This window comes from Streptomyces sp. ST2-7A (genome assembly GCF_021390475.1).
In the GTDB taxonomy this organism is placed as follows: domain Bacteria; phylum Actinomycetota; class Actinomycetes; order Streptomycetales; family Streptomycetaceae; genus Streptomyces.
Map to the genome: position 1 here is coordinate 42,212 of NZ_JAJUWS010000016.1, position 26,596 is coordinate 68,807.

Here is a 26,596-nt window from a genome sequence, read left to right on the forward strand (position 1 = left end):
GGGACCGGCGTCGGATCGCCGTCACTGCCGCCGTCACTGTCGGAGCGGTCAGGGCATCAGCAGGAAGGGCCACGGCTCGCCGCCGTCGGCCCGGTACAGGGTCATCAACTCCCCGTCGGCGGTGAGCCGGACGGAGGGCAGGTGGGCGTCCGAACAGGCCGTCTTGGGATCGGCCTCCCGCACCGCGCTCGGACCGAACACCGCCTCCCCGCCATCGGCGGAGACCGCGATCAGCGTCAGCTCCGAGGCGCACCGGTAATCGGGACCGCCCTCCCCCCAGGTCAACAACGGCTCGCCGACCGGCCCCTGTTCGACGGTGAGGCGGTGTTCGGCGTCCGGCTCGTCGTGGCCCCAGGTGCCCAACAGCGCGGCGGGCACCGCCTCCTCGGACCCGGCGTCCGGGGCGGGGGACAGGACGACGCCCGGACCGTCGTCGGGGCCCCTCCACGTGAGCGTTCCGTTCCCTCCGGCGGTGACGGTGTACGGCCCGTCGGGCGGGCAACCGGTCTCCGGGAGGCGTTCGGTGAAGGTGGTCTCCACCTCCAGGGTCGCGTCCCCGTCGGTGACGCCGGTCGGCCGGAGGTCCCCGACGCACAGGGTCCGGGCGCCGGCGATCCACACCGTGCCGACGGAACGGCGGGTGCCGTCGGGCGCCAGCTCCAGGCGGACGGTCCCGTCTCCCTCGGCGTCGTCGGCGGTCGTGCCCTGCCGGGCGCCGAGCATGCCGGCGGGGAGGGTCACCATGTGCCCCGCCTCCTCGCCGTCGTCGCCCTCACCGGGATCGTCGTCGCCGCCGTCGGGTACGGGTTCGGTCGTGGCGCCGGCGTCGGGCCCGTCCACGTGGTCGGAGGGAACGCCTCCCGAGCCGGCCGGTGTTCCGGACGAGCCGGATTCCCAGAGCAGTCCGGGCAGCAGCGCCGCGCCGACCACCAGCAGCGTCACGGCCGCCACCGCGCCGAGCAGCACCGGCCACGGCCGGCGCGCACCGCCGCTCCCGCCCGGCACGGGGGCCGATGCGGGGGCCGGGGCACCGGCGGAACCGGGCGCCGGGGTCCACGGCGCGTACGCCGGGTGCGGGGCGGCCCCGAACGCGCCCGGGGCGTGCGGCGGCATCGGCGGGACGGGCACGGGTGCCGGGACGGCCGGTTTCCCGGCCGGTTCGCCCGCCGGTTCGTCGGCCGCCCGTCGGACCTCCGAGAGGAAGGGCTCCGGCAGCCACGGCCCGCCGCCCGGCTCCCACAGCCCGCCCCGGTCGGTGAGCGCCGTGATCTCCTCCGGTGTCGGGCGGTCGGCGGGGTCCGGGGCCAGGCAGCTCTCCACCGGTTCCCGCACGCCCTCCGGTACCCCGGCCAGGTCCTTCTCGTCGCGCAGGACGCGCAGCATCAGCAGAGGGGTCGAGGCGCTCGCCGGCCCGAAGGGGCCCTGTCCCGTGGCGGCGAAGGCGAGCACCGAACCGAGGCAGAAGACGTCCGAGGCGGGGCCCGGGCGTTCGCCCCGGCACTGCTCGGGGGACATGAAGCCCGGCGAGCCGATCACCGCACCGGTGTCGGTCAACACCTCACCCGTCGCCTCCCCCGCCGGCGTCCCCACCGCGCGGGCGATGCCGAAGTCGATGACCCGGGGGCCCTCGGCGGTCAGCAGGACGTTGGAGGGCTTGAGGTCGCGGTGGACCAGTCCGGCGGCGTGGATGTCGCGCAGCGCCCGGGCCAGGCCGTCCGCCAGGGTGAGGACCGCTCCGGCGGGCAGCGGCCCGTGCGGCCCGGCGACCACCTCCCGCAGGGTCGGCCCGGGCACGTACTCCGACGCCACCCAGGGCACCTCGGCCTCGGTGTCGGCGTCCAGCACGGGCGCGATCCAGCGCCCGCCCACCCGGCGGGCCGCCGCCACCTCCCGGCGGAACCGCTCGCGGAACTCCGGCCGGTCGGCGAACCGTCGGTGGATCAGCTTGACGGCGACCGCGCGCCCGTCCCGCGACCGGGCCAGGTACACGCCGCCCATGCCGCCGGAACCCAACCGGCGCAGCAGGAGGTGGGGGCCCGCCCGTCGCGGTTCGTCCCCCGTGTCGGGCTCCATGGCGTCGCTCCCCTCCGTCCCCGTCTCTTCCGTCCCCGGTGCCGATCGCGCGTGCCGGGCGGGGTCAGTCCACCCGCGCCATCGTGTAGGACTCGTCGGGCGCGTTCGACCAGACGATCTCGATGTCGTCCGGGGTGTCGGCGTCCAACAGGAGTTCGTAGGAGGGGAAGCCGGGGCAGTCCTCCTCCTCGCCCTCCAGGACCTCGTCCGGGCCCAGCACCAGCCGGGTGCGGGTGTCGTCGGTCGTGGCGTACACCAGATGGTTGGTGTAGCGGCAGACCTCACCGTCCTCCTCGGTGCGCCAGTCGGTGACCCGCTCGCCCGGCGCGCCCCGGGAGATGACCAGGTTCTCCGTGAAGCCCTCGTCGTCGGTTCGCCACTCGCCCAGCAGTTCGCTCGGCACGGCCTCGGCCCCGGCGTCGCCGGTGCGGGTCATCCGGTACTCGACATCGTCCGCCACCCACACCAGGGTGCCGTCGGCGTCGCGCCGCAACCTCTCCCGCCCGCCGTCGTTTCGCAGGCAACTGTCGTCGGGGACACTCCAGCCGGCCCGCTGCTCGATGACCAGACCGTCCCCGTCCGCCTCGCGCAGCACCACCTCCCGGGCGCACAGCACGTCGGGGGAGAGCAGCAGCGAGGTACCGATGGCCTCGCCCGCCTCGCCCTGTTCCAGCGTGAACTGGACCGCGCCGACGAAACCGCCCGGCTCGGGGTCGGCGCCACGATCGGTGTACTCCTCCAGGGCGCGGTCGTCGCCCTCGCGCACCTCGACCTGCCAGGCGCCGAGGTAGGAGCCGGGCACCGCGCCGGAGTCGCGGTTGACGAACCAGTTGCCGAGGGCGACACCGGCGCCGGCGAGCACGACACCGATGACCACCACCGCGGCGACGATCGCGCCGCGCCGTCTCCCACCGGCGCCGGGCGTCCCGGCGAACGTGCCGCCGGTGCCATGGGTCGGGCCACCGGACGGCAGCGGCGGGCCGAACCCGCCCCCGGCGTGCGGGTAGCCGTACCCGCCGGGCGGCTGTCCGTGGCCGCCGGCGGGGCCGGGATAGCCGTAGCCGGCGGCCAGGCGCGGGTCGTGCGGGCGGGTGGCGCCGGGCGGCGGGGTACCGGGCGCGGGGAACGGGTCGCCCGAGGCGGGATGGCCCGAGGCGGGGGTGCCGCCGGGTGCGGGCGCGGCCGGCAGGGCACCGGGTGGGGTCGTGCCGGGCACAGGCGGTGCGAACGGGGCACCGGGCGGCGGTGTCACCGATCCGGAGGGGGTTGCCGGGCCGGCCGGGGGCGACGGCGGGGCGGGCGTCGGGCCCGCGACCGGTGCGGCCCCCGTCATCGGATCCTCGGAGTTGAGCAACTCCACCGCGTGACGACCGAGTTGGGCGATCAGCGCACCGGGGAGCCACGGCTCCCGGGATGCCTCGGCGACCGGGGCGGTGCGCGCGGCCAGCGCCTCGGCGCCCGGCCGCGCGGCCGGATCCTTGGCGAGGCAGTCCGCGACCAGCCCCCGCAGTTCCCCGGGGAGGTCGTCGAGGTCCGGCTCCTCCTCCGCCACCCGGAAGAGCAGTACGTGCAGCCCGCTGTCGGTCCGCCCGAAGGGGGTACGGCCGGTGGCGGCGTAGGCGAGCACCGAGCCGAGACAGAAGATGTCGGAGGCCGGGGCGAGGGTCCGGCCGCGCACCTGCTCGGGGGACATGAAGCCCGGCGAACCGACGGTGGAACCGGTGCGGGTCACCCCCGGCGCGGTGCTCTCCAGCACCCGGGCGATGCCGAAGTCGATGACCCGCGGGCCGTCGATGGTCAGCAGGATGTTCGACGGCTTGAGGTCACGGTGGATCAGGCCGGCGCCGTGGATGGCGCCCAGCGCCCGGGTCAGACCGTGCGCGAGGATCAGCACGGACCGCTCGGGCAGCGGGCCGTGACCCCCCGTCACCACGTCGTGCAGGGAGGGCCCGGCGATGTAGCCGGTGGCCACCCAGGGCACCTCCGCGTCCGGGTCGGCGTCCAGCACCGGCGCGGTCCAGGCGTCGCCGACCCGGCGCGCGGCGGTGATCTCCTGCGCGAACCGGTGTCGGAAGTCGGGCTCCCCGGCGAGGACCGAACGGATCGTCTTGACGGCCACGGTCCGACCGCGCGGCGAACGCGCCAGGTAGACGTTGCCCATCCCGCCCTCGCCGAGACGGGCGATCAGGCGGTAGTCACCGATGGCGCGGGGATCGTCGGGCGTCAGTGGCTCCATGCGCGGCGATCTCCCCCGGGCGGTGCGGTGCCGGGCGTCCCCGGCGGATTCGGTCGTGGTCCGGTATCCGGTGAGTGGGACGATTCGGCCGGCCGCGCGGTTGCGGTCGGCCGGACTCTCCCCGGGCACGCCGGGCCGTCTCCCGGCGCACACAGGAGAATAGGCCCCCGGGTCCGACGCCGATACGCCCGCCCGGATCCCGGTTTCCGGGCGATCTGTTCCCGGCGGTGCGGTCCGGGCCGACGGCGGAAACCGGCCGGCCCGCCGGTGTCGGTCCCCGCTCCCGGCGAGGTGTGTCGGTCGAGGCCCCCGCCCCCGCCGGTCGTGGGCCTCGCCGGGGCGTGCCGGGCATGTTCCTCCCGGTACCGGGAGGCGCCGGTACGTGCCGCCCCCGCCGGTACGTGCCGGAGTGGGGCCCACCGGCCGCACGTCTTCCCGGTCCTCGCCGGTCGTGGGCCCGAGGGCTCGGCCGGCTCCCACCCGGGTTCGGTGGTCGCCGGGGCACGCCGGTCGTGTTCCTTCCGATGCCGGGAGTCGCCGGTCTTCGCCGGTCCTCGCCGGTCGTGGGCCCGGGCCTCGTCGGCGCCGGCTCCCGGCGGGGTGTCAGGAGGCTTCGGGCGTCGTGGTGGTCGCGGTGGTCACGGAGGTTCCGACGCGGTCCCCGCCCGGGCGGCGCTTCCGCCGGTACCGGCGGTCGGGCGGGTTTCGGCGGCGGTCTCCAGGGCCCGGCCGAGACGGTCCAGGGCCCCGACCACCTCGGCGAAGCGCTCGGGGCCACCCAGCGCGGCGCACAGGCGTTCCGCCAGTCCCGCGTGGTCGGGGTCGATGTGTCGCACCGCCTCCAGACCCGCCGGTGTGGCGGTCAGCAGTTTGGCCCGCCGGTGGGCGGGGTTCGGCTCCCAGCCGGCCAGGCCGTCGGTGACCAGGGCGTCGGCCAACCGCTGCACGCCCTGCCGGCTGACGCCCATCTCCCGGGCGATCCCGGCGACCGACAGCGGCTCGTGGAGCACGGCGCCGAGCACCTGCCAACGGGCGGCGGTCAGGCCGACCGGACGGGCCAGTTCCTCCGACACGGCGAGGAACCGGCCGTTGAGCCGGAAGACGCCGAGAGCGCAGGCACTGAGCAGGTCGGGGGCGGGCGGGAGGTTCGTCCCGGTCGCCCCGCCGGCGCGGGGCGCGCCCGGGGCGGGTCGGTCGGCGGATCGTTCCCCGGGCCGGTCGGCGGGGTCGGTCGTGGCCGTCAACGGACGTTCCCGTCCGCCGCCCCACCGGCTTCCGCCCGGCGGGCCACGGCGGCGGCCAGGACCGGGTACGCGGTGGGGTCGGAGTGGGCGTACAGCCGGAACCAGGCGTCCAGTTCCTCGCCCTCCGCCGCCCCGAGTCGGGCGAGGGTCTCGCGCGCGAACGCCTCGGGGTCGGTGGGGCCGGCGGTGACCAGGTCTCCGTCGGTGACGGCGTCGGCGTCGCGGTAGCGGTCCCCGCCGGCGTAACCGACGGCGGCGAGGACCTCGGCGGCGGCGCCGGTGTGGGCGCGTCCGTCGAGCAGTCCCTCGCGGGCCAGGCCGGCCACGGCGCCGCAGATGGCCGCCACCGGGACGCCGGCGTCGAGGAAGCGCCGGGCGGCTCGGGCGAAACCCGCCAGCGCCTCGGGGTCATCCCACGCGTCCGCGCCGGATAGCAGTAGCAGGGCGCTGTCCTCCGGCCGCAGGTCGGCCAGGGGGAGGTCGGGCAGCAGGCGGACGCCGCCGAGGGTGGTGACGGGGGCGGTGTCCGGGCCGACGGCGCGCACCCGGTACCCCCGGCGGGCGAGCTCGGCGATGGCGTGGCCGTACTCCCAGTCGGCGAGTCCGGGGTACACGGCGAGGTGGACGACGCGGGGGCGCCCGCCGCTCGCCGGGTCGGCGGGGGACGGGGGTGTGGGCGGGGTGGTCACGACAAGCTCCCGGAGTCGAGGAAAGCGCGGGATTCATATAATGACAACAGATTGCCATTTTGGTAGTGTGTTGTCAATGGAGGAGTGGGGGGTAGGGTTGGGCCGCGTGATTCGACGGAGCACCCTGCGGGAACAGCTCGCCGAGGCCCTGCGCGACGAAATCCTCGCCGGGCGGCTCGCTCCCGGCAGGGAGTTCACCGTGCGGGAGATCGCCGAGCAGTACGGCGTCTCGGCCACCCCGGTGCGTGAGGCGCTGGTGGACCTCACCGCCCAGGGGCTGTTGGAGACCCGACAGCACCGTGGTTTCCGGGTGCACGCCTACTCCTTCGACGACTTCGCGCGGATGCTCGAGGCCCGGGCCCTGGTCGGCGAGGGCGTGGTGCGGGCGACCCGCTCGCCGATCGTCCGCCCCCCCTCCGAACCCGACCCGGCGGTGCGCTCGCCCGAGGCGATGACCTCCGTGCGACGGCGCGCGGTCGCGGCCCGGGACGCCGCGCTCGCCGGCGACCTGGACATCCTCGTCGCCTACGACCTGCGCTTCTGGCGCGAACTGACCGCCCTGCTCGGCAACCCCTACCTGGCCGAGTTCCTGGACCGGCTGCGGGTGCGGTGCTGGGCCTTCGTGGTGCCCCGACTGCGCGGAACCACCGGCCCGCGCGGCCGGCTGTGGTCCGGCCACCCCGAGCTGACCGAGGCCGTCGAGCGCCGCGACACCGCCGCGATCGAGGAACAGCTGGGGGTCCTCCACCACAGCTTCCTCGCCCTCGCCCGGCTCGGCGGGGACCCCGGGGTGGAATCCGGCGCACCGGATTCGTCCCCGAAGGGCTGAGCGGGCCGGCCCGCGGGAAGAAGGGTCGGGAAACGGCCCGGGAAGCGAAGCCGGGGACTCCGGCGACGAGCCGGCCGGTCCGGCGCGCGCCGGAGGGGGCACGGGGCCTACGCTGGCTCCGCCCCGGTGCGCGGCGTCCGACCCCGGTCCGCCCGTCCCGCCCGTCCGTTCCGAGGATTCCCGCGAGAGAGAGCCTTTTACGTGGCCTGTGACCTGTGGCTGGTCCCCCTCGTCGATGTGCTGTGCCACAGCCCCGACAACCCCTTCGCCGACGAACTCGCCGACTTCGACCGCGCCCTGACCGAAGCGGGCCTGCCCACCGTGCCGATCTACGCCTACATGCCGGGCATGACCGGCGACGTGGCGCCGGTGGCGGGCTTCGACTACGCCGCCCTGCACCTGCTGCGCCGCGCCTACCTGCTGGTGATCAGCGGACTGCCGGTGGAGCCGGCGGAACGGATGGACGGCGACTACCAGCAGTTGCTCGAGATGTTCGAGGAGGCGGCGCAGCGGTCGCACCTGGTCTGGCACTTCGATCACGCGGGGGCGTACGTCCCGGTCGACTTCCCGCAACCGCTGGTCACCGACGCGCTGCTGGCCGGCGGGGGGCCGCTGGGCTCCTCGCACGGGCTGCTGCGGGAGTTGGAGACGGTCGCCCCCGCCATCGGGATCGACCCGACCAACCCGCCGCCGACCCCGCCCGCGCCGGTCCGGCCGACCTCGCTGGACGAGCCGGCGGCGGCGCCGACCCACGAGTCGGGGCCCTTCGCGGGGGAGCGGCACGTGTGGCTGGGCCTGCACGCCGCCGCCACCCGCAGTCTCGCCCAGGGGTCGATGATCGTCTTCGGCTAGCGGCCGGGGGTGTCCCGGTGACCTCGGCGTCCCCGGGACTCCGGCGGCCCGACAGCCCGACGGTGCGATCGCGGGCGGCGGTGCGAGTCGGATTCCGGGAACCCGCCGGGGGCGGGGTGGCACCCCGCCGCGTTCCCCGCCCGGGCGCGTGGCGGGCCGGTCCGTGGCCCGGTGGCCCCGGCGGTCCCTCCCGACCTCCGCCCTCCCGTGCGGCGGATGGTCGGGGCACGGTGGGTCGGGAGTGCGCCGGGGGTTCGGTGGTATCCGGCGACCTTTCCCGACCTCCGTTCTCCCGCGCGGCGGATGGTTCGGCGCACGTCGGTGGTCCGGTGGGTGCGCCCGATGTCGGGAACCCGCCGGGAGCGGGGTGGCACCCCGCCGCGTTCCCGGCGCCTCCGACCGGACGTTCGAGGTGTGATCGCGCGTGCGATCGGGGGCGCGATGGCGGATCGAGGCATTGTCGGATCGACGGACACGCGCCCCGGGGCGCGTGTCGTTCCGCGCGCGCCCGGCGCGGGCAGCCCCGCCGTTCCCGGCCCGATCCGGGGGCCGGGCGCCGGGCATCGTCGTGGCCCGGTCGCGGCCGGGCCCGCCGGCCCTCCCGAACCGGCGGAGCGCCCGCGAGTTCCCCACCCGCCCTACAGGCGGGGTCCCTCCGGGGGCCGCTGGCGCGGCATGGTCGGCCGCGCCCCCGGCGGCTGCGACGGGAAGCGGCCCACCGCCACCCGGCCACCGGGCGGCCCCTCCTCCCGGCCGCCGCCCCCGCCACCGGCCGCCGCGGCGGTGGTGGTCTGCGTGAGCAGCGCCGTCCCCCCGCCCCGGAACTCCAGCATCCAGTCGGCGGTCTCGGCACGCACCAGTTCCGTGACGTCCTCGGAGAAGCGCCGCAGCACGCCGAGGCAGCGTTCGGCCGCCTCCCCCGCCGTGCCCTCCGTCGGGCCCAACGCCTCGCGCACGCTCTCCGTCGCCCACTCGTACCGCAGCGCCTCCAGCCGTCGCTGCACCGCCTGCGCGGTGGCGACGTCCCGCATCCACCCCGAGGTCAGGCCGAACCAGCGGTCGCAGGCCAGGCAGGCGACCGCGCCGAGCAGCAGCGGGTACCCCCAGGGGCCCACCCCGGCGACGCCGACGGCCTCCAGCAGCGGCAGCGCGAGCCCCGCCGCGGCACCCAGCACCGAGCCCAGCCGCAGGGCCCGCGCCGCGCCCCGTTTCCCGCGGCGGTCGGTCAGGTACCACTCCACGGTCCGCAGCGCCTCACCCTCCACGCGGCGGTACAGCTCGTCGAGGCGCGCCGCGGGCTCGCCCCAGTCGCCGTGCGGAAAGGGGCCGCTCGTCAGGTCCCCCCGCCGCCGGCCCTCCCGGGCACCCGCGAGGCCCCCGGCCCGGCCCTCCGGACCGCCCTCGGGTCCCTTCTCCGGCTGACTCACCCGTGTCACTCCCTACAACGTGGAGACCCTTTCTTACCGCCGATCGGGGGTCCGCGATGTGGTTTTCGGGGGGAAACCTTCCGGAATCCCCGTCACATCGGGTATAGGTGTCTTCGCCCCTCACCCAAAAGAGTGGCAGCCGGGTGGTCGTCGGGGCGGCGATAGGCTGTCTCCCCGTGAGGATCCTTGTCATCGGCGGCGGTGCCCGCGAACACGCCCTGTGCCACGCGCTTTCCCGTGAACTGCCCGCCCCCGGCGGCCGGCCCGGGTCCACGGCGGTGGACGAACTGCACTGCGCGCCCGGCAACGCCGGCATCGCCGAGGTGGCCCGGGTCCACGCGGTGGACGCGGTGGACGGCGCGGCCGTCACCGACCTGGCCCGGCGCGTCGGCGCCGACCTCGTGGTGATCGGTCCGGAGGCCCCGCTGGTGGCCGGGGTGGCCGACGCCCTGCGGGAGGCCGGCTTCGCCGTCTTCGGGCCGTCGGCCGACGCCGCCCGTCTGGAGGGCAGCAAGGCGTTCGCCAAGGAGATCATGGCCGCCGCCGGGGTGCCCACCGCGCAGGCCCGGCTGTGCACGGCCGCCGCGGAGGTGGACGCGGCGCTGGACGCCTTCGGCCCCCCCTACGTGGTCAAGGACGACGGTCTGGCCGCCGGGAAGGGCGTCGTGGTCACCGGGGACCGGGAGGCGGCCCGCGAGCACGCCCTGGCCTGCGGCCGGGTGGTGATCGAGGAGTACCTGGACGGTCCCGAGGTCTCGCTGTTCGCGGTGGCCGACGGGGAGACCGTGGTGCCGCTGCGCCCGGCGCAGGACTTCAAGCGCGCGCTGGACGGCGACGAGGGCCCGAACACCGGTGGGATGGGCGCCTACTCCCCCCTGCCGTGGGCCGACGACGATCTGGTCGACCGGGTGCTGGAGACCGTGCTGCGGCCCACCGTGGACGAGATGCGGCGTCGGGGCACCCCCTTCTCCGGGCTGCTCTACGCGGGCCTGGCGATCACCTCGCGCGGGGTGCGGGTGATCGAGTTCAACGCCCGCTTCGGCGACCCCGAGACGCAGGTGGTGCTGGCCCGACTGCTCTCCCCGCTCTCCGGGCTGCTGCACGCCGCCGCCGTGGGGCGGTTGGCGGACCTGCCGCCGCTGCGGTGGAGCGACGACGCGGCCGTGACGGTCGTGGTGGCGGCCGAGGACTACCCCGCCGCCCCGCGCACCGGTGACCCGATCGAGGGCCTGGCGGAAGTCGCGGAACAGGACGCCCCGCACGCCCGGGTGCTGCACGCCGGCACCCGGCGGGAGGACGACGGCCGGGTGGTCTCGGCGGGCGGCCGGGTACTGTCCGTCACCGCCACCGGTGGCGACCTCGCCGAGGCCCGGGAGCGGGCCTACCGGGCGGTGGGCCGGATCGGACTGAAGGGCTCCCATTACCGCACCGACATTGCGGCGAAGGCTGCCGAATCGGACTGAACCGCCGCGAAACCATGCCCAAAGCCCCACCATTGAGTGACCATCCACCCGTACCGCTGACGGGCGGTCCCGCCGCCACTATGGTGCGGCGCGATCGGACCATCGCACATTGCGTCGTCGGTGTGCGGTGCCACAGTGGGGGCACGAGCCGCCCCCGGGGGTGATGTCGTCCGGCGCCGCGCGCCGGACGACCCCGTTCCCGCCCGGGCGGCCCGGTCGGCGGCGACCCGTCCGCCGGCACCGCACACCGGATCCCGGAAGCGGAGGGCAGCAGATGGTGCAGCAGCGAACCGCGCGCGGTGCGCGGGAACACGCCCTGGCCGTACTGCGGGTGCGCAACGGCGCCCTCGCGGTGGCCATGGCCCCGGCGGCCGGCGGCGCGGTCCTGCTCTCCGCCGTCGCCACCGACTGGCTCCCGCCGGTCCTGGCGGTCCTCGGATGGGTCCTGCTGGGGGTGGGCGCGCTCGCGCTCGTCCTGGCGGCGGCGCTGGCCGCGGTCATCGCCCGGGCCAGACCCCCGGTGACCCCGACCGTGCCGCTGCCCGAGCACGCGGCACCCGACCTGTACCGGCTGATACGCGACCTGGCGGCCCGCCTGGAGGTCCCGGCGCCCGCCGCCGTGGCCCTCACCCCCGACTGCGACAGCTGGCTCGAGGAGCCCCCGCGGCGCGGTCCGGACGCGGCCCCCGGGCCGATCCTGGTCATCGGCTCGCCCTTCCTGTGGTGGATGCGGGTGGACGAGCTGCGGGCGCTGCTGGCACCCGTGGTCGCCGGCACCGGCCCCGCCGCGCACCCGGACATCGCCGCCGCCCGCCGCTGCCTGCGCGGCTGGGACGCGGCCTCGGTGCCCCGGTCCGACCGCACCGGCCCGGGCTGCCCCCTCGACGGGCCGGCCGCCCGCCTCTCCCGGATCCTGCTGCGATCCGCCGCCCCGCACGCGGCGGAGATGGAACGCGGGGTGGCCGCCGCCGCCTCCGAACGGGCCCGCTCCGTCGACCACCACCTGCGGTTGGTCGCCCGCGAGCAGGTCGGGCTCGCCTACGCCGGCTGGGACCGGCTGCTGACCCGGGTGATCCTTCCCGCCTGGCGGGCCGGGCGCCGTCCGACCGCGCTCAACGCCGGGGTGGTGGCCGCCCTCACCGAACTCTCCCGCCGTGACCGACTCACCGGCGGGCCCGGCGCCCGCCTCGGCGAGCGCCCCGCCTGCGACCTGCTCGATGAGCCGGGCGCGGTGGACGCCGAGATCTCCCTGCTGGCCGCCCGGATCTTCCACGGCACACCCGCGCCCGGCGGCGGCTGGGCCCCGGTCAGCTGGGAGACGTACCCGCGCGAGGTCACCCACCGGCTGTGGCGGGACCGTGCGGAACGGCTCTTCGGCGCGCTGGAGGGGGAGGGCGTTCCCACCCTGGCCGGGGTGCTGCGCCGGCTGTCGGCGGGCGGGCCGGAGGCGGCCGAGGTGCTGGCCGCCCGGGTCGGCGCCGCCCTCGCCCGCGAGGAGGCCGCCCGGCCGCCGGTCGAGCCGCCGGTGCAGCCGTTGGACCTGCCGAGCACCGGCCGGGACCTGCTGGTGGAGCACATCACGGCGGCGGTCTGCTGCGCGGCCGTGGACACCACCGACGCGGCGCCCGGCCTGGACTGGTTGGACGGACCGGTACTGACCCGGTCGACCGGGGGGCCCGACGGGCCCACCGGACCGGCCGGGGGCCGGGGTGTCGGGGGGACGGGTGCCTCCCACGGGCGGGATCTCACGGGCTCGGTGCAGCGACTGGTGGACGAGGGCGACCCGGGGCCGCTGCGCACCTGGCTGGGCGCGGCGGGCGTGCGCGCCGACCGGCGGCTCCGCCTGGTCTGAGGCCCGGGTCGCCGGGGCGGGCCGGTCTCCGGGCGCGGGGGTCGACACGGGGGCCGGTGCCGGAGGGTGACCGTGCCGGGTTGCGGGGGTGCGGGGGTGCGGGGTTGCGGGGGTGCGGGCGCCGGGGCGGGTCGGTGTCCGGGGGCGGGAGTGGGCACGGGGGTCGGCGCCGGGTGGAAGGGGGGGCGACGGGCGGGCAGGCCGTGGGGCCGGACACGGGACGTGGCGCCCGGGCGGGACGGAGAACCGCGTCGGTACCCGACCGAGGGATCGGGATTGCGGGATGCGGTGCGGGACCCCGGTGCCCGGTGCCCGGAGGCCGCGGCTCTCGGCGCGACGCCCGCGCCCGGGGCGCGCACACCCCGGGGCCGACGCACGGGGGCGGCGCACGGGGCCGTTCGACGGCGCGGGCGGCCCAGCGCGCTCCGGCGCGCACTCCGTTCATATTCGCTCTTTCGTTCCACGGGCGACGTGGGAGGGAGTGCCCGGCGGGCGGGGCGGGCCGCCCGCCGAACCCCGGCGGGGTGGGTCACGGCGATCGCTCGGTGTGGTGGCGCTCCGGGGAGGCGTCGCCCATCGCCCGCCGCGTCCGCCTGTGGATACCGGTTGAAAACCGGACGAAAACTGGGCGTGGCAACCCTCCGGGAGTCGCGATCCCCCTCCGTCCGCCCGTGGGTACGCCCCCTCCCGGCCTTTCCCGGACCTCCCCTCCGACTCCCCTTCGCCGGTGCCGCGAGGGCAGGGCACACCCCTCGGGGGTTCCGGGTGCGCCGTGAGATTTCGTATGAAAGCGATCGCTTGGCGATCACCTCCAGCCAATTCACGACGAGCGGTGATGGGATGCTTGCATTGTGTGATGTGCTGGGAGGGGTGCCGGCAAGCGATGCGGCGGCGCCCCGGGGCGCCGGAGGAACCGGCCGACCCCGCCCGGGGGCCACCCCCGCACCACACCGGTGGCGGGGAACCCCACCGGTCGCCCTCTCCGTACGAGCCGGATCGGCCGAACGGGACGGACGGCCGACCGCAGGTGACAGAAGGAGAACAGGCACGTGGGCACGCGGAACGGTGGACGTTGGGAGTCCGGGGCTCTGGCACACGCGGTGACCGACCCGTTCGGCCAGGGCCCGCTGCCCTGGCTCCGCGGCAGTGAGACGTACCTCGACGACACCGGTCGCGTCGTCCCCTGGTACGTCGACACCCCGGACTCCCCCGACGATCCGAATTCCCCGGACGACGCCGACGGATCCGGCGCCGCGGGCCTCCCGACCGGTTCCCGCGTCCCCACCCGCGCCCTCGGACTCCCCGCCCCCCGCCGGGGTGGCGACCGCGGCGGTCCCCACACCTCCGACGACGTGGACCTGCGGATCAAGGGCTACTCCTCCGTCGGAGCGGTCGCCCCCGGCGAGTCCATCGACTTCCGCGTCACCGTCAACCCGCCCCGCAAATTCACCATCGACATCTACCGCATCGGCCACTACGACGGCGTCGGGGCCCGGCAGGTCTCCAGCAGCCCCACCCTCATGGGAACCAGCCAGAGCGCGCCCCTGATCGCCGACCGCACCGTGTGCTGCCATCACTGGTGGCTCTCCTGGCGGCTGCCCGTACCCGCCGACTGGCGCCCCGGCGCCTACGTCGCGGTACTCACCACCGTCGACGGCGGACACCGCTCCCACATCCCCTTCACCGTCCGCGACGAGCGCCCCTCCGACCTGCTGCTCCTGCTCCCCGACATCACCTGGCAGGCCTACAACCTCTTCCCGGAGAACGGCCGCACCGGCGCCAGCCTCTACCACGCCTGGGACGCCGACGGCCGGCTCCTGGGGGAGGGGGACGCCGCCACCACCGTCTGCTTCGACCGCCCCTTCGCCGGGGCCGGCCTCCCCCTGCACGTCGGCCACGCCTACGACGTCATCCGCTGGGCCGAGGGGCACGGCTACGACCTGTCCTACGCCACCGCCCGCGACCTGCACGCCGGCCGGGTCCGTCCGGAGAACCACCGCGGCCTGATCTTCCCCGGCCACGACGAGTACTGGTCGATCCCGATGCGCCGCGCCGTCGAGCGCGCCCGCGACATCGGCACCTCCCTGGTCTTCCTCTCCGCCAACACCATGTACTGGCAGGTGGAACTGGGCGCGCTGCCCAACGGCGACCCCGACCGTCTCCTGACCTGTGCCAAGCGCCGGGGTCCCGGCCGGTCCGCGCGCTGGCGCGACCGGGGCGAGCCCGAGCAGGGCGTGCTCGGCCTCCAGTACCTCGGACGGGTGCCGCGTCCCCACCCGCTGGTGGTCCGCAACGCCCACCACTGGCTGTGGGAGGGCACCGGTGTCACCGAGGGCGAGGAACTGCCCGGCCTCGTCGCCGGGGAGGCCGACGGCTACGCCCCCCGCGTGCCGCTGTCCCCCTACGAGAGCCGGATCCTGCTCGCCCACTCCCCGTACCGCGACGACGCCGGCGCGACCCGCCACCAGGAGACCTCCCTGTACCGGGCGCCGAGCGGGGCGTGGGTCTTCGCCTCCGGCACCTTCGCCTGGTCACCCGCCCTGGACCGCCCCGACCACACCGACGAACGGATCCGGCGCGCCACCGCCAACCTGCTCGACCGCATCCGCAAGCACGACTGATCCGGCCTGGTTCCGGAACGTTCCGGCCCGGACCCCGGGTGTTCCGGCCCCGACCGTCGGATCCGGACCCGGGCCACGCCCGCGGCCCGGCCCCGGAGCGGCGGGGGAAGCGCCGTCGGGTGACAATGGCGTTTCCGAAACCTCCCGACGCGCGCCGTTCGTGGGCCGCGTCGGCCGCCTCATCGCCTCTCCCCAGGAGAACGTCGTGCCCGGATTCGTGGAAACGCCCCAGCCCGCCCGGGTCCCCGGGCTGGAACACCTGCACACCGGCAAGGTGCGCGATCTCTACCGCAACGAGGCGGGGGAGCTGGTCATGGTCGCCGGCGACCGCGTCTCGGCCTACGACTGGGTTCTGCCCACCGAGATCCCGGACAAGGGCCGGATCCTCACCCGATTGACGCAGTGGTGGTTCGACCAGCTCGCCGACCTGGTCCCCCACCACCTGATCTCCACCGAGGTCCCCCCCGGCGCGCCCGCCGACTGGGAGGGCCGGGTCATGGTGTGCCGGCCGCTGGAGATGCTGCCGATCGAGTGCGTGGCGCGCGGCTACCTCACCGGCTCCGGTCTGGTGGAGTACCGCCGCGACCGCACCGTCTGCGGCCTCGCCCTGCCGCCCGGCCTGGAGGACGGCTCCGAGCTGCCGGCGCCCATCTTCACCCCCGCCACCAAGGCGGAGGTCGGCGACCACGACGAGAACGTCACCCACGAGGAGGTGGCCCGCCGGGTCGGCGTGGAGACCGCCGCCGAACTGCGCCAGCTCACCCTCGCGGTCTACGGGCGCGGCCGGGACGTCGCCCGCGACCGGGGCATCATCCTCGCCGACACCAAGTTCGAGTTCGGCCGCGAGACGCCGGACGGTCCGCTGGTCCTTGCCGACGAGGTACTGACCCCCGACTCCTCCCGCTTCTGGCTGAAGTCGGAGTGGGCGCCGGGCCGCCCCCAACAGCCCTTCGACAAGCAGTACCTCCGCGACTGGCTGGCCTCGCCCGCCTCCGGCTGGGACCGCGACGGCGACGCCCCGCCCCCGGAGCTGCCCGAGGAGGTCATCGCCGGCACCCGCGAGCGGTACACCGAGGCGTACCGGCTGCTCACCGGTCTCGCCTGGGACTGACCCGGCCGGCACCGACGCGCCCGGGCACCGACCCGTCCGTGCCCGGCCGGTTCACTCCCCGGCCGGGCGCCGTTCGGGAGGGGTGAGGAACGAGCGGATCAGCATCAGCAGCGGGAGGGACAGCAGCGCGATCCCGGCGACCTGGTTGCCGAGGAGGAAGAACCCGCTCGCCCCGGCCATGGCGATCAACGTCAGCGCCGCGGCCAGGAGTTGTCCCCGCAGCGCGGTCCGTATCTCCGTCTCCGCCTGCCGTTCGGAGACCCGGATGTTGCCGGTGGCCACCGTCTCGGCCATCCGCAGGATGCGCTCGGCGGCACCCGGCAGGATCCGCTCGTACTGGTCCAGCACCGCCGGGGCGGGCAGCGGTCCCGCCCACGTCTGCTCGATGGTCAGCCGGGCGGTCTCGGGGCCGCCCCCGCCGTTCAGCCCCGCACCGACCGCCCCACGCTGTTCACGCCCTCGCGGATCGCCCGGCCGACCGTGCGCCAGGCCGTCCGAACCGGTCGTTGGGCCTCCGTCCGCTTGCGAGACCTCCGCAGAGCCGGTGACGGATCGAGGTTCAGGGAGGCGAAACCCCTGGTCAGATCGGTCGTCAGGTTGGACACCCGACTCGACACGGTCCGTGACGCCATCCCGGCTTCCCCCTTCATTCCCCCGGCCCTCCTGCTCGTGCTCCTGCGGCAAAGCTACCCCTTACACGCGGTGGGTAGCCGGGAAGCTACCGAAGGTTATCCCGGGAGGGGGTGGAACCGGTCGTTTTCACGATGGGGGGCGCGTCAACCCGAGTGACGGCACCGCAGGTGGGGGTGTCACCCGAAGGAGTGGCGGTCCCGGTGGGCCCGGAACGCCACGCGAGAGATCGCCGCGATCCGACCGAAACGATCTGGCCGAAAACGGGAGTTGGTCCCGCGCCCGACGCTCCGGGGCGCGCGATCCCCCGGGCGCGACACCGACCCCCGCCCGCGAGACGCCGAAAAGGCGAACGGCGACGCGCGGTTCGGAGAAGGTCCGGAAAGGGGGAGGGGCGGGGACGCGGATGAACACCCCGGCGGAGCCCGGAAACGACCGTCGCCCCACCGGGGAACGGTGGGGCGACGGGGTGACTCCGGTGGAGTCGAACGGAGCGGACGACCGGGCTCGAACCGGCGACCTCAACCTTGGCAAGGTTGCGCTCTACCAACTGAGCTACGTCCGCCTGCGCCACCGAATCGTACCCCGGGCGGTTTCCACCGGGGCTCCTCGGTGCCGTGCGCGGTCCATCATAGCCATCCCCGCTCGCGTGCGAGGCGCACCGCCGCGTGCCGGTTCTCGGCGTGCAGTTTGGCCGTCGCCGAGGAGAGGTAGTTGCGCACCGTCCCCGGCGCCAGCGAGGCCCGCTCGGCGATCTCCGCGACGGGGGCGCCGTCCGCCGCCAGCTCCAGCAGCTCGGACTCCCGCGCGGTCAGCGGCGAGTCCCCCGAGCTGATCGCGTCGGCCGCCAACTCCGGGTCCACGTAACGCTGCCCCGCCCGGACGGTGCGGATGATCTCCGCGAGGCGTTGCGCCGAGACGGTCTTGGGCACGAACCCGCGCACCCCCGCCGCCAGGGCCCGCTTCAGGTGCCCGGGCCGTCCGTGGCCGGTCACGATCATCGTGCGGCACCCCGGCAGTTCCTCCCGCAGGCGTGTGGCCACTCTCACGCCGTCGGCGCCCGGCATCTGGAGGTCCAGCACCGCCACGTCCGGCCGGTGCGCCATCGCCATGGCCAGCGCCTCGGGTCCGCTCGCGGCCTCGGCGACCACCGTCAGGTCGTCCTCCAGCGCGAGGAGGGCGGCCAACGCGCCCCGGATCAGGTGTTCGTCGTCGGCGAGCAGCACCCGGATGGGGGCGGGACCGTTCGATGTCATGCCTCACTCCTCTTCTCCGGCTCCCCCGGCTCCCCGCGGGTGCCCCGCTCGCCGTTCTTCCCGCCTCTTCCGCTCCACCGCCCGCCGGCCCCGGGGGCTCCGCCCTCCCCACCGGCGCCCTCCCCACCGCCGGTGGCGTCCCCGTCCCGGTCGTCCCCGTCCCCGCGCGGGTCCTCGTCGGACACGGCCGCCGCCGGGACCCGGGCCGCCAGCCGCCATCCGCCGTCCGTGCCGTCGGGGCCGGCCTCCAGGGTGCCGCCCAGGGGCGTCAGCCGTTCGCGCAGTCCGCGCAGGCCCGAGCCGCGCCCGTCACCCGTCCCCGGTCGGTCGGCCACCCCGTCGTTGCGCATCTCCACCTCGACGGTGCCGTCCCGCCCGCCCCGCACCGCGATCGCGCAGTGGGCCGCGTCGGCGTGCCGCAGCACGTTGGTGGCGCCCTCCCGCACCACCCACCCCAGCGCGGCCCCCACGGCCTCGGAGAGCTCCGGCAGCCGGCGCGGGTCGGCCGGCTCGACCCGGCACTCCGTCCCCGCCGCCTCCAACACCCCCCGTGCCCCGGCCAGTTCGGCGAACAGGTCGGTGTCGCGGTAGCCGCGCAGCACGGCCCGCATCTCCCGCTGCGACTCCCGGGCGATCCGTTCGACCTCGATCATCTGGTCCACGGCGGCGTCGGCGCCGCGCCGGGCGAGCTGGGCGGCCAACTCGCTCTTGAGGGCGATCACCGACAGGTTGCGGCCCAGCACGTCGTGCATGTCGCGGCCGAAACGCAGGCGTTCCTCGGCGACCGCCAGCCGGGCCCGGGTCTCCCGGGACGCCTCCAGTTCGTCGACCACCCGCAGCGACCACGCCGAGGTCCGGTAGGTGAAGCCGAAGAACGAGGTGCAGAACACCGCGGTGAACAGCAGCGGGACCACCATCTCCGGGGACACCCCGCCCGCCAGCGCGCCGAGGATCGCCGCGGCCACCGCCACCGCGCTCCAGGTGGAGCCGACGGAGACCGAACGGACCAGCAGGGCGGGGCCGGTGAAGAACATCGGGAACCACACCATCGCCACCGCCGCGTCCTCCGGCAGCGCCCCGGTCCGCAACAGGAGGACCCCGACCAGCAGACCCAGCAGGGTGAGGACGGCGAAGAGCGCGAACAGGCGATCCGGGCGCGGCTCCCGGCCCAGGTAGTGGTTCAGCCCGTCGCGGCTCAGCATCAGGTTCACCGCCGCGTGCGCGCCGCCGGTCCCCAGCAGCAGTACCGCCGGGAGGGGGCCGACGCCGGGCCCCATGCCCACCAGCCACAGGAGGATCAGCCCGACCTCCGCGAAGGCGAAGAAGTAGATCGCCCAGCGGGTGTACTGGTGGAAGCGGACACCGCCGCTGGAGCGGCGGAACCGGCGGACCGGGGCCAGCGGCTCCAGCGTCGGCCATCTGCGCGTCACGGGTGCGGCTCTCCTCGCGGGCCCCGGCCGGGCCGGGGGTGTCGGGGCGTGTCGGGCGGTCGGGGCCGGTGGCCGGCCCCGACGGGTCAGGCGCGGGGGTCCCAGCGGAACCACCGGCGTACAGCAAACACCGACGCACCGGTCCACACCAGCGCGACCGCCAGGGCGCGCAGCACGTCGGTCCCCTCGATGGAGCCCAGCCAGCCGCCGCGCACCATCTCGATGACGGGCGTCATCGGCAGGAACCGGAAGACATCGGCCATCGTGGCGGGCAGCGTCTCCAGCGGCACGATCAGTCCCGAGGCGAAGGCGGAGATCATGAACAGCGGCAGCGCGGTGATCTGCGCGCTCTCCACGGTGCGGGTGAAGGCGGCCGTGACGGCGGCCATCAGCACCATCAGCGCCAGGCCGATCAGCAGACCGAGGAGCAGCGTCACGGGCTGCTCCGGGAAGCCGAGGTCCAGGACGGCCGTGCCGATGACCACCAACAGCAGGCACTGTGCCAGTGCCAGGGCGACCGACGGGAGAGCGGACCCCGCCAGGACCTCCCCGTCGGACAGCTCACCGGTGCGCAGTCGCTTGAGCACCCGCTCCTCGCGCCGGGCGACGTAGACGGAGATGACGTTGGAGTAGACGACGAACAGCAGGATCATGCCGATGCCGCCGGTGATCACGAGCGCCCCGACGCTCAGGCCGACCTCCTCCAGGTTCATCTCCCGGCTGACCGAGAAGGTCGCGGCGGACATGAAGAACGGCATGATCAGCGCCATCATCAGGGCCGTGCGGTTGCGCAGCAGCAGGGTCAGCTCGGCGCGACCGATGGAGGTCATGCGGCGCAGCGCGGCCGGCTCCGGGAGACCGAGCAGCCGGAGGGCGGTGCGGCCGCCCGTGCCCGACGGGGCGGGCGGTGGCGCGGGGGTGGTGTCGTGGTCGCCGGGAGCGACGGGCCTCCCGGGGGCGTGGCCGGTGGCGGGCGCGGTCGGGTGGTCGGCGGTGGTCCGGGACGGGATGGTCATGGTGGTCGCCCCCTTCGTGGTGCGGGTGGGTGCCGGAGCCGTCCGCGCGGTGCGCGGGGCGGGGGTCCGGCTGCGGTTCGGGTCGCGGTGCGGGCGGTCGCCCGGGTGGTGCGGGGCGCGTCGCGGTCGGGACGCGGCACGCCGGTGGATGTGCGGTTCGTCACCCGGCTCGGGTCACACCGGCACCCCGGCCGGCTCGGTGTCGGAGTCGGCGCCCGCCGTGCCGTCCTCCGCGATCCGCAGGAAGGCCTCCTCCAGTGAGGCGGAGCGGGCGTCCAGTCCGGTCAGTTCCACGTCCCGCTCGCGGGCCCACAGCAGCAGGTCGGTCAGGTCGCGCTGGAGGCGGCGGCTGCGCACCTCCACGGCGCGGGGGTCGATCGGGTCGGACACGACCTCGCCGATGCCCGCCGGCAACTCCCCGGCACCGATCCCGTCCGGCAGGGTGAAGCGGATCCGGGAGGGCTGGGCGGCGCGGACCTCGTCCGGGGTGCCGGCCAGCACGATCCGTCCGGCCCGCATGATGGCCAGCCGGTCGGCGAGGGTCTCGGCCTCCTCCAGGTAGTGCGTGGTGAGCACCACGGTGGTGCCACCGGCGCGCAGCGCGCGGATCAGCTCCCGGGTGCGCTGCCGTGCCTCGGGGTCCAGGCCGGTGGTCGGCTCGTCGAGGAAGAGGATCTCCGGGCGACCGATCAGGGCCATGGCGAGGTCCAGGCGGCGGCGCTCGCCACCGGAGAGCTGCTTGACGCGGACCCTGGCCCGCCCCTCCAGACCGACCATCTCCAGCGCCTCGGCGACCGGCCGGGCGCCGGTGGTGCAGCCGGCCCACATGCGGGCGGTCTCGGTCACGGTGAGGTCGGCGGGGAAGCCGCCCTCCTGGAGCATGATGCCGATCCGCGGGCGGACCAGCCGCCGCTCGCGGTACGGGTCGTGTCCGAGGACCCGGATCCGTCCCTCGGTGGGGGCGGCCAGGCCCTCCAGCAGTTCGACCGTGGAGGTCTTGCCGGCGCCGTTGGTGCCCAGCAGGGCGAACACCTCCCCTCCGCGCACGGTGAAGTCCATGCCCCGGACGGCCTCGAAGCCGTCCGGGCCCGCCGGTCCGTAGCGCCGGCGCAGTCCGGTCACCTCGATCACGTTCTCCCGCTCGTTCATGTCTCCAGCCTCTCCCCGGGCGGAGGCCCGCGGCAGTGCCCGCTGTCATCGACCCGTATGACAAATGTCAGTGGGGTGATGGGGTGGCGTGGCGGCGGGATCGAGGGGCGCGACGCGGGGGAGGGGAGAGGGGGAGGGGCGCCGGAATCATCCGGTCGCCCCGATCGACCGGGGGATCGCGTCCCCCGGGACTTCGCCTTCACCGGGAAGAGGGCGTCGAAAGAACCGGGAACCGGGAAGGCGGACGAAACGCGACGGGCCCGATTTCCCCGGAGGGAAATCGGGCCCGTTCATCGGAGCGGACGACCGGGCTCGAACCGGCGACCTCAACCTTGGCAAGGTTGCGCTCTACCAACTGAGCTACGTCCGCGCGAAGTGTCGAAGAAGTCGAGCCGACATCAGCCCGATCCCGATGTTCGGTGGGAAAGAGGGTTCGACCGATTTCTCCGACGTTTCAACCGATCCGCCCGGCCCCTCGGTGAGGAGGGGGACACGGCCGGTATCGATGGAGCGGGTGACAGGAATCGCACACTGCGCCTCCCCTTTGGAAAAGGGGCGCTCTACTACTGAGCTACACCCGCGCGAACCGGTGGGGTTCCGCCGTTTCCGGCTTCGCCCCTCGGCGTGCTCCAGACTCTAGCCGATCACCCGGGGTGCCTGGCAAGTCGGCTCCCCCGGGTGGTCAACCGGCTTCTCAGTGGGCCGTGTTGAAGGCGTCGTAGATCTTCTTGGGGATCCGGCCGCGGGCGGGGACCTCCATGCCGTTGGACTCGGCCCAGGCGCGCACCGTCTTGGGGTCGGGGGCGACCGGCAGGTGACGGTAGGACTTCCCGGACTTGGTCTGCTTGCGACCGGAGTCCATGTACGGGGTGAGGGCGTCGCGCAGCTTGCGCGCGTTCTCGGTGCTCAGGTCGATCTCGTAGGACTTGCCGTCGAGTCCGAAGGTGACCGTTTCCGCGGCCTCCCCGCCGTCGAGATCGTCGGAGAGCGTGACCACTACCTGCTGAGCCACGATTTATCGGTCCTTTCGGAATGATCGTCCCCCGGTTCGCCGGAAGGGTCTCCGGGGTTCCCGATCAGATGGGTGGATAGGCTGCCGACCGGGATGAACACGTCGTGCTCACGTCGTGTTCGCGACTCCCGGGGGACCACTCCGCAATCGCGGCGCGGGCCCGGTGTTTTCGGTCCCGACACGCACCCGGAGCGGTGCCATACCTTCCTTTTATCATTATCCGGCGCTTTTTTCTTCCCCGATACCCCACCGTGACCCGGGCCGCCCGGAGGTGGTTACCGGAAGTGCGTCCGGAACCACCTCCGGAAGTCGGGGACGGTGTCGGGGGTACCCGATATCTACCCGTGTAGATTTCGATGCCCGGTACGCTGAGGCGTGCAGCGTCAAGCACTTACCTCACCGGGAGTACCAGTGGCTCGCGTCGTCATCGACGTCATGCTCAAGCCGGAGATCCTCGACCCCCAGGGCCAGGCGGTGCAGCGCGCGCTGCCCCGTCTCGGCTTCGACGGCGTCGCCGATGTCCGACAGGGCAAGCGCTTCGAACTCGAACTCGAAGGTCCCGCCGACGAGGCGGCCCTCGCCCGCGCACGCGAGATGGCCGAGACCTTCCTCGCCAACACCGTCATCGAGGACTTCACCGTCCGTGTCGAGGACGCCGGGAACAACGGCGACACCGGGGGCGCCCGATGACCGCCCGGGTCGGCGTCGTCACCTTCCCCGGCTCCCTCGACGACCGGGACGCCCAACGGGCCGTCCGCCTCGCCGGTGCCGAACCCGTCGCCCTGTGGCACCGCGACACCGACCTGCGGGACGTGGACGCGGTCATCCTCCCCGGTGGCTTCTCCTACGGCGACTACCTGCGCTGCGGCGCCATCGCCCGTTTCTCCCCGGTGATGGGCACCGTCATCGAGCGGGCCCGCGCCGGCCTGCCCGTGCTCGGCATCTGCAACGGCTTCCAGGTGCTCTGCGAGGCGCACCTGCTGCCCGGTGCCCTCACCCGCAACGACCACCTGCACTTCATCTGCCGCGACCAGCGCCTGCGGGTGGAGAACGCCGACACCGCCTGGACCCGTGACTACACCGCCGGCCAGGAGATCACCATCCCGCTGAAGAACGGCGAGGGCGGTTACGTCGCCGACGAACGCACCCTCGACGAGCTCGAGGGCGAGGGCCGGGTCGTCTTCCGCTACCTGGACCTCAACCCCAACGGCTCCCGCCGCGACATCGCCGGGATCACCAACGCGGCCGGCAACGTCGTCGGCCTCATGCCCCACCCCGAGCACGCCGTCGAGGACCTGACCGGCTCCGGTACCGACGGACTCGGCTTCTTCACCTCGGCCGTCAAGAATCTGGTTGGCATCGCATGAGCCCCCTCACCCCCCTGGACACCGTCGACCACGCGACCGGGACCCCGGACTCCTCCCAGCCCTGGGCCGAACTCGGCCTCAAGGAGGACGAGTACGCGCGCATCCGGGAAATCCTGGGCCGCCGGCCCACCGGCGCCGAGCTGGCCATGTACTCGGTGATGTGGTCCGAGCACTGCTCCTACAAGTCCAGCAAGGTCCACCTGCGGCAGTTCGGCGAGAAGGCCCCGGAGAGCGACGCCCTGCTCGTCGGCATCGGTGAGAACGCCGGCGTGGTGGACATCGGCCAGGGCTACGCCGTCACCTTCAAGGTGGAGTCCCACAACCACCCCTCGTACATCGAGCCCCACCAGGGCGCGGCCACCGGCATCGGCGGCATCGTCCGCGACATCCTCGCCATGGGCGCCCGCCCGGTCGCCGTGATGGACCCGCTGCGCTTCGGCGCCGCCGACCACCCCGACACCCGTCGGGTGCTGCCCGGCGTCGTCGCCGGCATCGGTGGCTACGGCAACTGCCTGGGCCTGCCCAACATCGGCGGCGAGGTCGTCTTCGACGACTGCTACCAGGGCAACCCGCTGGTCAACGCCCTGTGCGTGGGCGTGATGAAACACGAGGACATCCACCTCGCCAAGGCGTCCGGCACCGGCAACAAGGTCATCCTCTACGGCGCCCGCACCGGCGGCGACGGCATCGGGGGCGTCTCCGTGCTCGCCTCCGAGACCTTCGACGCCGAGGGTCCCGCCAAGCGGCCCGCCGTCCAGGTCGGTGACCCCTTCCAGGAGAAGCTCCTCATCGAGTGCACCCTGGAGATCTTCGCCGAGGACCTCGTCGACGGCATCCAGGACCTCGGCGGCGCCGGCCTGTCCTGCGCCACCTCCGAGCTGGCCTCCGCCGGTTCCGGCGGCATGCGTGTGGAACTGGACACCGTTCCGCTGCGCGACTCCTCGCTCTCCCCCGAGGAGATCCTGATGAGCGAGTCGCAGGAGCGCATGTGCGCGATCGTGGAGCCGGGGAAGGTCGAGCGGTTCCTGGAGATCTGCGAGAAGTGGGACGTGATCGCCACCGTCATCGGTGAGGTCACCGACGGCGACCGACTGGAGATCTTCTGGCACGGTGAGCGGATCGTGGACGTGCCCCCGCGCACCGTGGCCCACGAGGGCCCGGTCTACCGCCGGCCGATCGCCCGCCCCGGGTGGCAGGACGCCCTGACCGCCGACGACGCCGGCGCCCTGGCCCGCCCGGCCGACGGCGAGGAACTGCGCGAGCAGGTCCTGAGGCTCGTCTCCTCGCCGAACCAGGCGTCCAAGGCGTGGATCACCGACCAGTACGACCGGTACGTGCTCGGCAACACGGTGCTCGCCCAGCCCGAGGACTCCGGCATGATCCGCGTCGACGAGGAGACCAACCTCGGCGTCGCGATCGCCACCGACGGCAACGGCCGGTACGCCAAGCTCGACCCGTACACCGGCGCCCAGCTGGCCCTGGCCGAGTCCTACCGCAACGTCGCCGCCACCGGCGCCCGCCCGCTGGCCGTCACCGACTGCCTCAACTTCGGCTCGCCCGAGGACCCCGGTGTCATGTGGCAGTTCGCCGAGGCCTGTCGCGGCCTGGCCGACGCCTGCCAACAGCTGGGCGTCCCGGTGACCGGCGGCAACGTCTCGCTGTACAACCAGACCGGCGAGACCGCCGTCCACCCCACCCCGGTGGTGGGCGTCCTCGGCGTGATCGACGACGTCACCCGCCGCACCCCGATGGCCTTCCGCGAGGAGGGGCAGTTGCTCTACCTGCTCGGCGACACCGCCGAGGAGTTCGGCGGATCGGCCTGGTCCCAGGTGATCCACGACCACCTCGGCGGCGTGCCGCCCAAGGTGGACCTGGAGCGGGAACGTCTGCTCGCCGACATCCTGATCAACGCCTCCCGGGACGGCATGATCGACGCCGCGCACGACCTCTCCGACGGCGGGCTGATCCAGGCCGTCGCCGAGTCCTGCCTGCGCGGCGGGCGGGGCGCCCGCCTGGTGGTACCCGAGGGCCTGGACGCCTTCACCCTCCTGTTCTCCGAGTCGGCGGGCCGGGCCGTGGTGGCCGTGCCGCGATCGGAGGAGGTCCGCTTCAACGACATGTGCGGTGCCCGGGGCCTGCCCGTCACCCGCGTCGGTGTCGTGGACGGCGACGCCATCGAGGTGCAGGGGGCCTTCACGCTCCCGCTGGCCGAGGTGCGCGCCGCGCACGAGCGCACCCTGCCGGAGCTGTTCGGCTGACCCGCCGACCCCGACCGGACCCCGGGGGGACGCGGCCCGCACCGGGCCGCGTCCCCCCGCTGTGTTGTCGTGGCACGGCCG

The 26,596-nt window shown here is 74.7% G+C and carries 21 protein-coding genes and 3 tRNA genes; 9 read left to right on the forward strand and 15 right to left on the reverse strand.

All coding sequences use genetic code 11. The annotated features are described in order from the left end of the window. Positions 1-48: 48 nt before the first annotated feature. The 4 genes from LZF96_RS12065 to LZF96_RS12080 form a co-directional block, all read right to left on the reverse strand. Positions 49-2,073 carry a serine/threonine-protein kinase gene (locus tag LZF96_RS12065; protein WP_233870117.1) on the reverse strand — a complete coding sequence of 675 codons (2,025 nt, stop codon included), beginning with the start codon at positions 2,071-2,073 and terminating at the stop codon, positions 49-51. A gap of 64 nt (positions 2,074-2,137) precedes the next feature. Then, the gene (locus LZF96_RS27020) at positions 2,138-4,309 is read right to left on the reverse strand and encodes a serine/threonine-protein kinase (RefSeq protein ID WP_308294191.1); all 2,172 of its coding nucleotides are present in this window, start codon (positions 4,307-4,309) and stop codon (positions 2,138-2,140) included. Between the two features lie 638 nt (positions 4,310-4,947). Next, the gene (locus tag LZF96_RS12075) at positions 4,948-5,436 is read right to left on the reverse strand and encodes a MarR family winged helix-turn-helix transcriptional regulator (RefSeq protein ID WP_233870283.1); all 489 of its coding nucleotides are present in this window, start codon (positions 5,434-5,436) and stop codon (positions 4,948-4,950) included. A gap of 113 nt (positions 5,437-5,549) precedes the next feature. Beyond that, positions 5,550-6,242 carry a DJ-1/PfpI family protein gene (locus tag LZF96_RS12080; RefSeq protein WP_233870120.1) on the reverse strand — a complete coding sequence of 231 codons (693 nt, stop codon included), beginning with the start codon at positions 6,240-6,242 and terminating at the stop codon, positions 5,550-5,552. A gap of 76 nt (positions 6,243-6,318) precedes the next feature. Here LZF96_RS12080 and LZF96_RS12085 point away from each other — a divergent pair, with 76 nt between their 5' ends. Then, positions 6,319-7,071, forward strand: coding sequence for a GntR family transcriptional regulator (locus tag LZF96_RS12085; RefSeq protein ID WP_233870123.1), 753 nt, complete (start codon positions 6,319-6,321; stop codon positions 7,069-7,071). Positions 7,072-7,272: 201 nt separating this feature from the next. Next, positions 7,273-7,923, forward strand: a complete 651-nt coding sequence (locus tag LZF96_RS12090) for a hypothetical protein (RefSeq protein WP_233870126.1) — start codon at positions 7,273-7,275, stop codon at positions 7,921-7,923. A 638-nt stretch (positions 7,924-8,561) separates the two neighbouring features. Here LZF96_RS12090 and LZF96_RS12095 read toward each other — a convergent pair. After that, entirely contained in the window at positions 8,562-9,350 is a 789-nt protein-coding gene (locus LZF96_RS12095; RefSeq protein ID WP_233870128.1) for an SLATT domain-containing protein, read from the reverse strand. A gap of 176 nt (positions 9,351-9,526) precedes the next feature. Here LZF96_RS12095 and purD point away from each other — a divergent pair, with 176 nt between their 5' ends. The 4 genes from purD to LZF96_RS12115 all read left to right on the forward strand — a co-directional run bounded on the left by purD (position 9,527) and on the right by LZF96_RS12115 (position 16,397). Continuing rightward, positions 9,527-10,813 (forward strand): phosphoribosylamine--glycine ligase, encoded by a 1,287-nt coding sequence (gene purD, locus LZF96_RS12100; RefSeq protein ID WP_233870132.1) that lies wholly within the window; start codon positions 9,527-9,529, stop codon positions 10,811-10,813. A gap of 274 nt (positions 10,814-11,087) precedes the next feature. Next, the gene (locus LZF96_RS12105; RefSeq protein ID WP_233870135.1) at positions 11,088-12,665 is read left to right on the forward strand and encodes a hypothetical protein; all 1,578 of its coding nucleotides are present in this window, start codon (positions 11,088-11,090) and stop codon (positions 12,663-12,665) included. 1,049 nt (positions 12,666-13,714) lie between these two features. Further along, a complete protein-coding gene (locus tag LZF96_RS12110; RefSeq protein WP_233870138.1) occupies positions 13,715-15,286 on the forward strand; it encodes a N,N-dimethylformamidase beta subunit family domain-containing protein in 1,572 nt (523 codons plus the stop codon). Between the two features lie 205 nt (positions 15,287-15,491). Further along, positions 15,492-16,397 carry a phosphoribosylaminoimidazolesuccinocarboxamide synthase gene (locus LZF96_RS12115; RefSeq protein ID WP_233870141.1) on the forward strand — a complete coding sequence of 302 codons (906 nt, stop codon included), beginning with the start codon at positions 15,492-15,494 and terminating at the stop codon, positions 16,395-16,397. A 51-nt stretch (positions 16,398-16,448) separates the two neighbouring features. On the opposite strand, the gene LZF96_RS12120 is transcribed toward LZF96_RS12115, so the two are convergent. From LZF96_RS12120 to LZF96_RS12165, 10 genes are all read right to left on the reverse strand, one after another. Further along, on the reverse strand, positions 16,449-16,745 hold the full coding sequence (locus LZF96_RS12120; RefSeq protein ID WP_233870144.1) for a DUF2335 domain-containing protein: 297 nt from the start codon (positions 16,743-16,745) through the stop codon (positions 16,449-16,451). Between the two features lie 74 nt (positions 16,746-16,819). Then, a complete protein-coding gene (locus tag LZF96_RS12125; protein ID WP_233870147.1) occupies positions 16,820-17,002 on the reverse strand; it encodes a hypothetical protein in 183 nt (60 codons plus the stop codon). A gap of 517 nt (positions 17,003-17,519) precedes the next feature. Continuing rightward, a tRNA-Gly gene (locus LZF96_RS12130) sits at positions 17,520-17,592 on the reverse strand. A 64-nt stretch (positions 17,593-17,656) separates the two neighbouring features. Continuing rightward, complete coding sequence (locus LZF96_RS12135; protein ID WP_233870150.1) at positions 17,657-18,283, reverse strand: DNA-binding response regulator; 627 nt, start codon at positions 18,281-18,283, stop codon at positions 17,657-17,659. Then, positions 18,280-19,713, reverse strand: coding sequence for a histidine kinase (locus tag LZF96_RS12140; RefSeq protein WP_233870153.1), 1,434 nt, complete (start codon positions 19,711-19,713; stop codon positions 18,280-18,282). Before LZF96_RS12140 ends, LZF96_RS12135 begins: the two co-directional genes overlap by 4 nt. A gap of 86 nt (positions 19,714-19,799) precedes the next feature. Continuing rightward, the gene (locus LZF96_RS12145) at positions 19,800-20,729 is read right to left on the reverse strand and encodes an ABC transporter permease (RefSeq protein ID WP_233870156.1); all 930 of its coding nucleotides are present in this window, start codon (positions 20,727-20,729) and stop codon (positions 19,800-19,802) included. 174 nt (positions 20,730-20,903) lie between these two features. Next, entirely contained in the window at positions 20,904-21,878 is a 975-nt protein-coding gene (locus tag LZF96_RS12150) for an ABC transporter ATP-binding protein (protein WP_233870159.1), read from the reverse strand. A gap of 297 nt (positions 21,879-22,175) precedes the next feature. Then, positions 22,176-22,248: transfer RNA gene (locus tag LZF96_RS12155), tRNA-Gly, on the reverse strand. A gap of 136 nt (positions 22,249-22,384) precedes the next feature. Continuing rightward, positions 22,385-22,459: transfer RNA gene (locus LZF96_RS12160), tRNA-Gly, on the reverse strand. A gap of 113 nt (positions 22,460-22,572) precedes the next feature. Beyond that, complete coding sequence (locus LZF96_RS12165) at positions 22,573-22,890, reverse strand: Lsr2 family protein (protein WP_233870162.1); 318 nt, start codon at positions 22,888-22,890, stop codon at positions 22,573-22,575. 411 nt (positions 22,891-23,301) lie between these two features. Here LZF96_RS12165 and purS point away from each other — a divergent pair, with 411 nt between their 5' ends. From purS to purL, 3 genes are read left to right on the forward strand one after another with little or no spacing between them, the layout of a single operon-like run. Continuing rightward, the gene (purS, locus tag LZF96_RS12170) at positions 23,302-23,580 is read left to right on the forward strand and encodes a phosphoribosylformylglycinamidine synthase subunit PurS (protein ID WP_233870165.1); all 279 of its coding nucleotides are present in this window, start codon (positions 23,302-23,304) and stop codon (positions 23,578-23,580) included. Beyond that, positions 23,577-24,257 carry a phosphoribosylformylglycinamidine synthase subunit PurQ gene (gene purQ, locus LZF96_RS12175; protein ID WP_233870168.1) on the forward strand — a complete coding sequence of 227 codons (681 nt, stop codon included), beginning with the start codon at positions 23,577-23,579 and terminating at the stop codon, positions 24,255-24,257. The genes purS and purQ overlap by 4 nt, the downstream gene beginning before the upstream one ends. Then, positions 24,254-26,515, forward strand: coding sequence for a phosphoribosylformylglycinamidine synthase subunit PurL (gene purL / locus LZF96_RS12180; protein WP_233870171.1), 2,262 nt, complete (start codon positions 24,254-24,256; stop codon positions 26,513-26,515). The genes purQ and purL overlap by 4 nt, the downstream gene beginning before the upstream one ends. Positions 26,516-26,596 lie beyond the last annotated feature (81 nt).

Bases quoted from the DNA above. Each gene is read 5' to 3' on its own strand.
- purQ (WP_233870168.1), top strand. From the start codon at position 23,577: ATGACCGCCCGGGTCGGCGTCGTCACCTTCCCCGGCTCCCTCGACGAC.
- LZF96_RS12085 (WP_233870123.1), top strand. From the start codon at position 6,319: ATGGAGGAGTGGGGGGTAGGGTTGGGCCGCGTGATTCGACGGAGCACC.
- LZF96_RS12065 (WP_233870117.1), bottom strand. From the start codon at position 2,073: ATGGAGCCCGACACGGGGGACGAACCGCGACGGGCGGGCCCCCACCTC.
- LZF96_RS12150 (WP_233870159.1), bottom strand. From the start codon at position 21,878: ATGAACGAGCGGGAGAACGTGATCGAGGTGACCGGACTGCGCCGGCGC.
- purL (WP_233870171.1), top strand. From the start codon at position 24,254: ATGAGCCCCCTCACCCCCCTGGACACCGTCGACCACGCGACCGGGACC.
- LZF96_RS27020 (WP_308294191.1), bottom strand. From the start codon at position 4,309: ATGGAGCCACTGACGCCCGACGATCCCCGCGCCATCGGTGACTACCGC.
- LZF96_RS12145 (WP_233870156.1), bottom strand. From the start codon at position 20,729: ATGACCATCCCGTCCCGGACCACCGCCGACCACCCGACCGCGCCCGCC.
- LZF96_RS12135 (WP_233870150.1), bottom strand. From the start codon at position 18,283: ATGACATCGAACGGTCCCGCCCCCATCCGGGTGCTGCTCGCCGACGAC.
- LZF96_RS12105 (WP_233870135.1), top strand. From the start codon at position 11,088: ATGGTGCAGCAGCGAACCGCGCGCGGTGCGCGGGAACACGCCCTGGCC.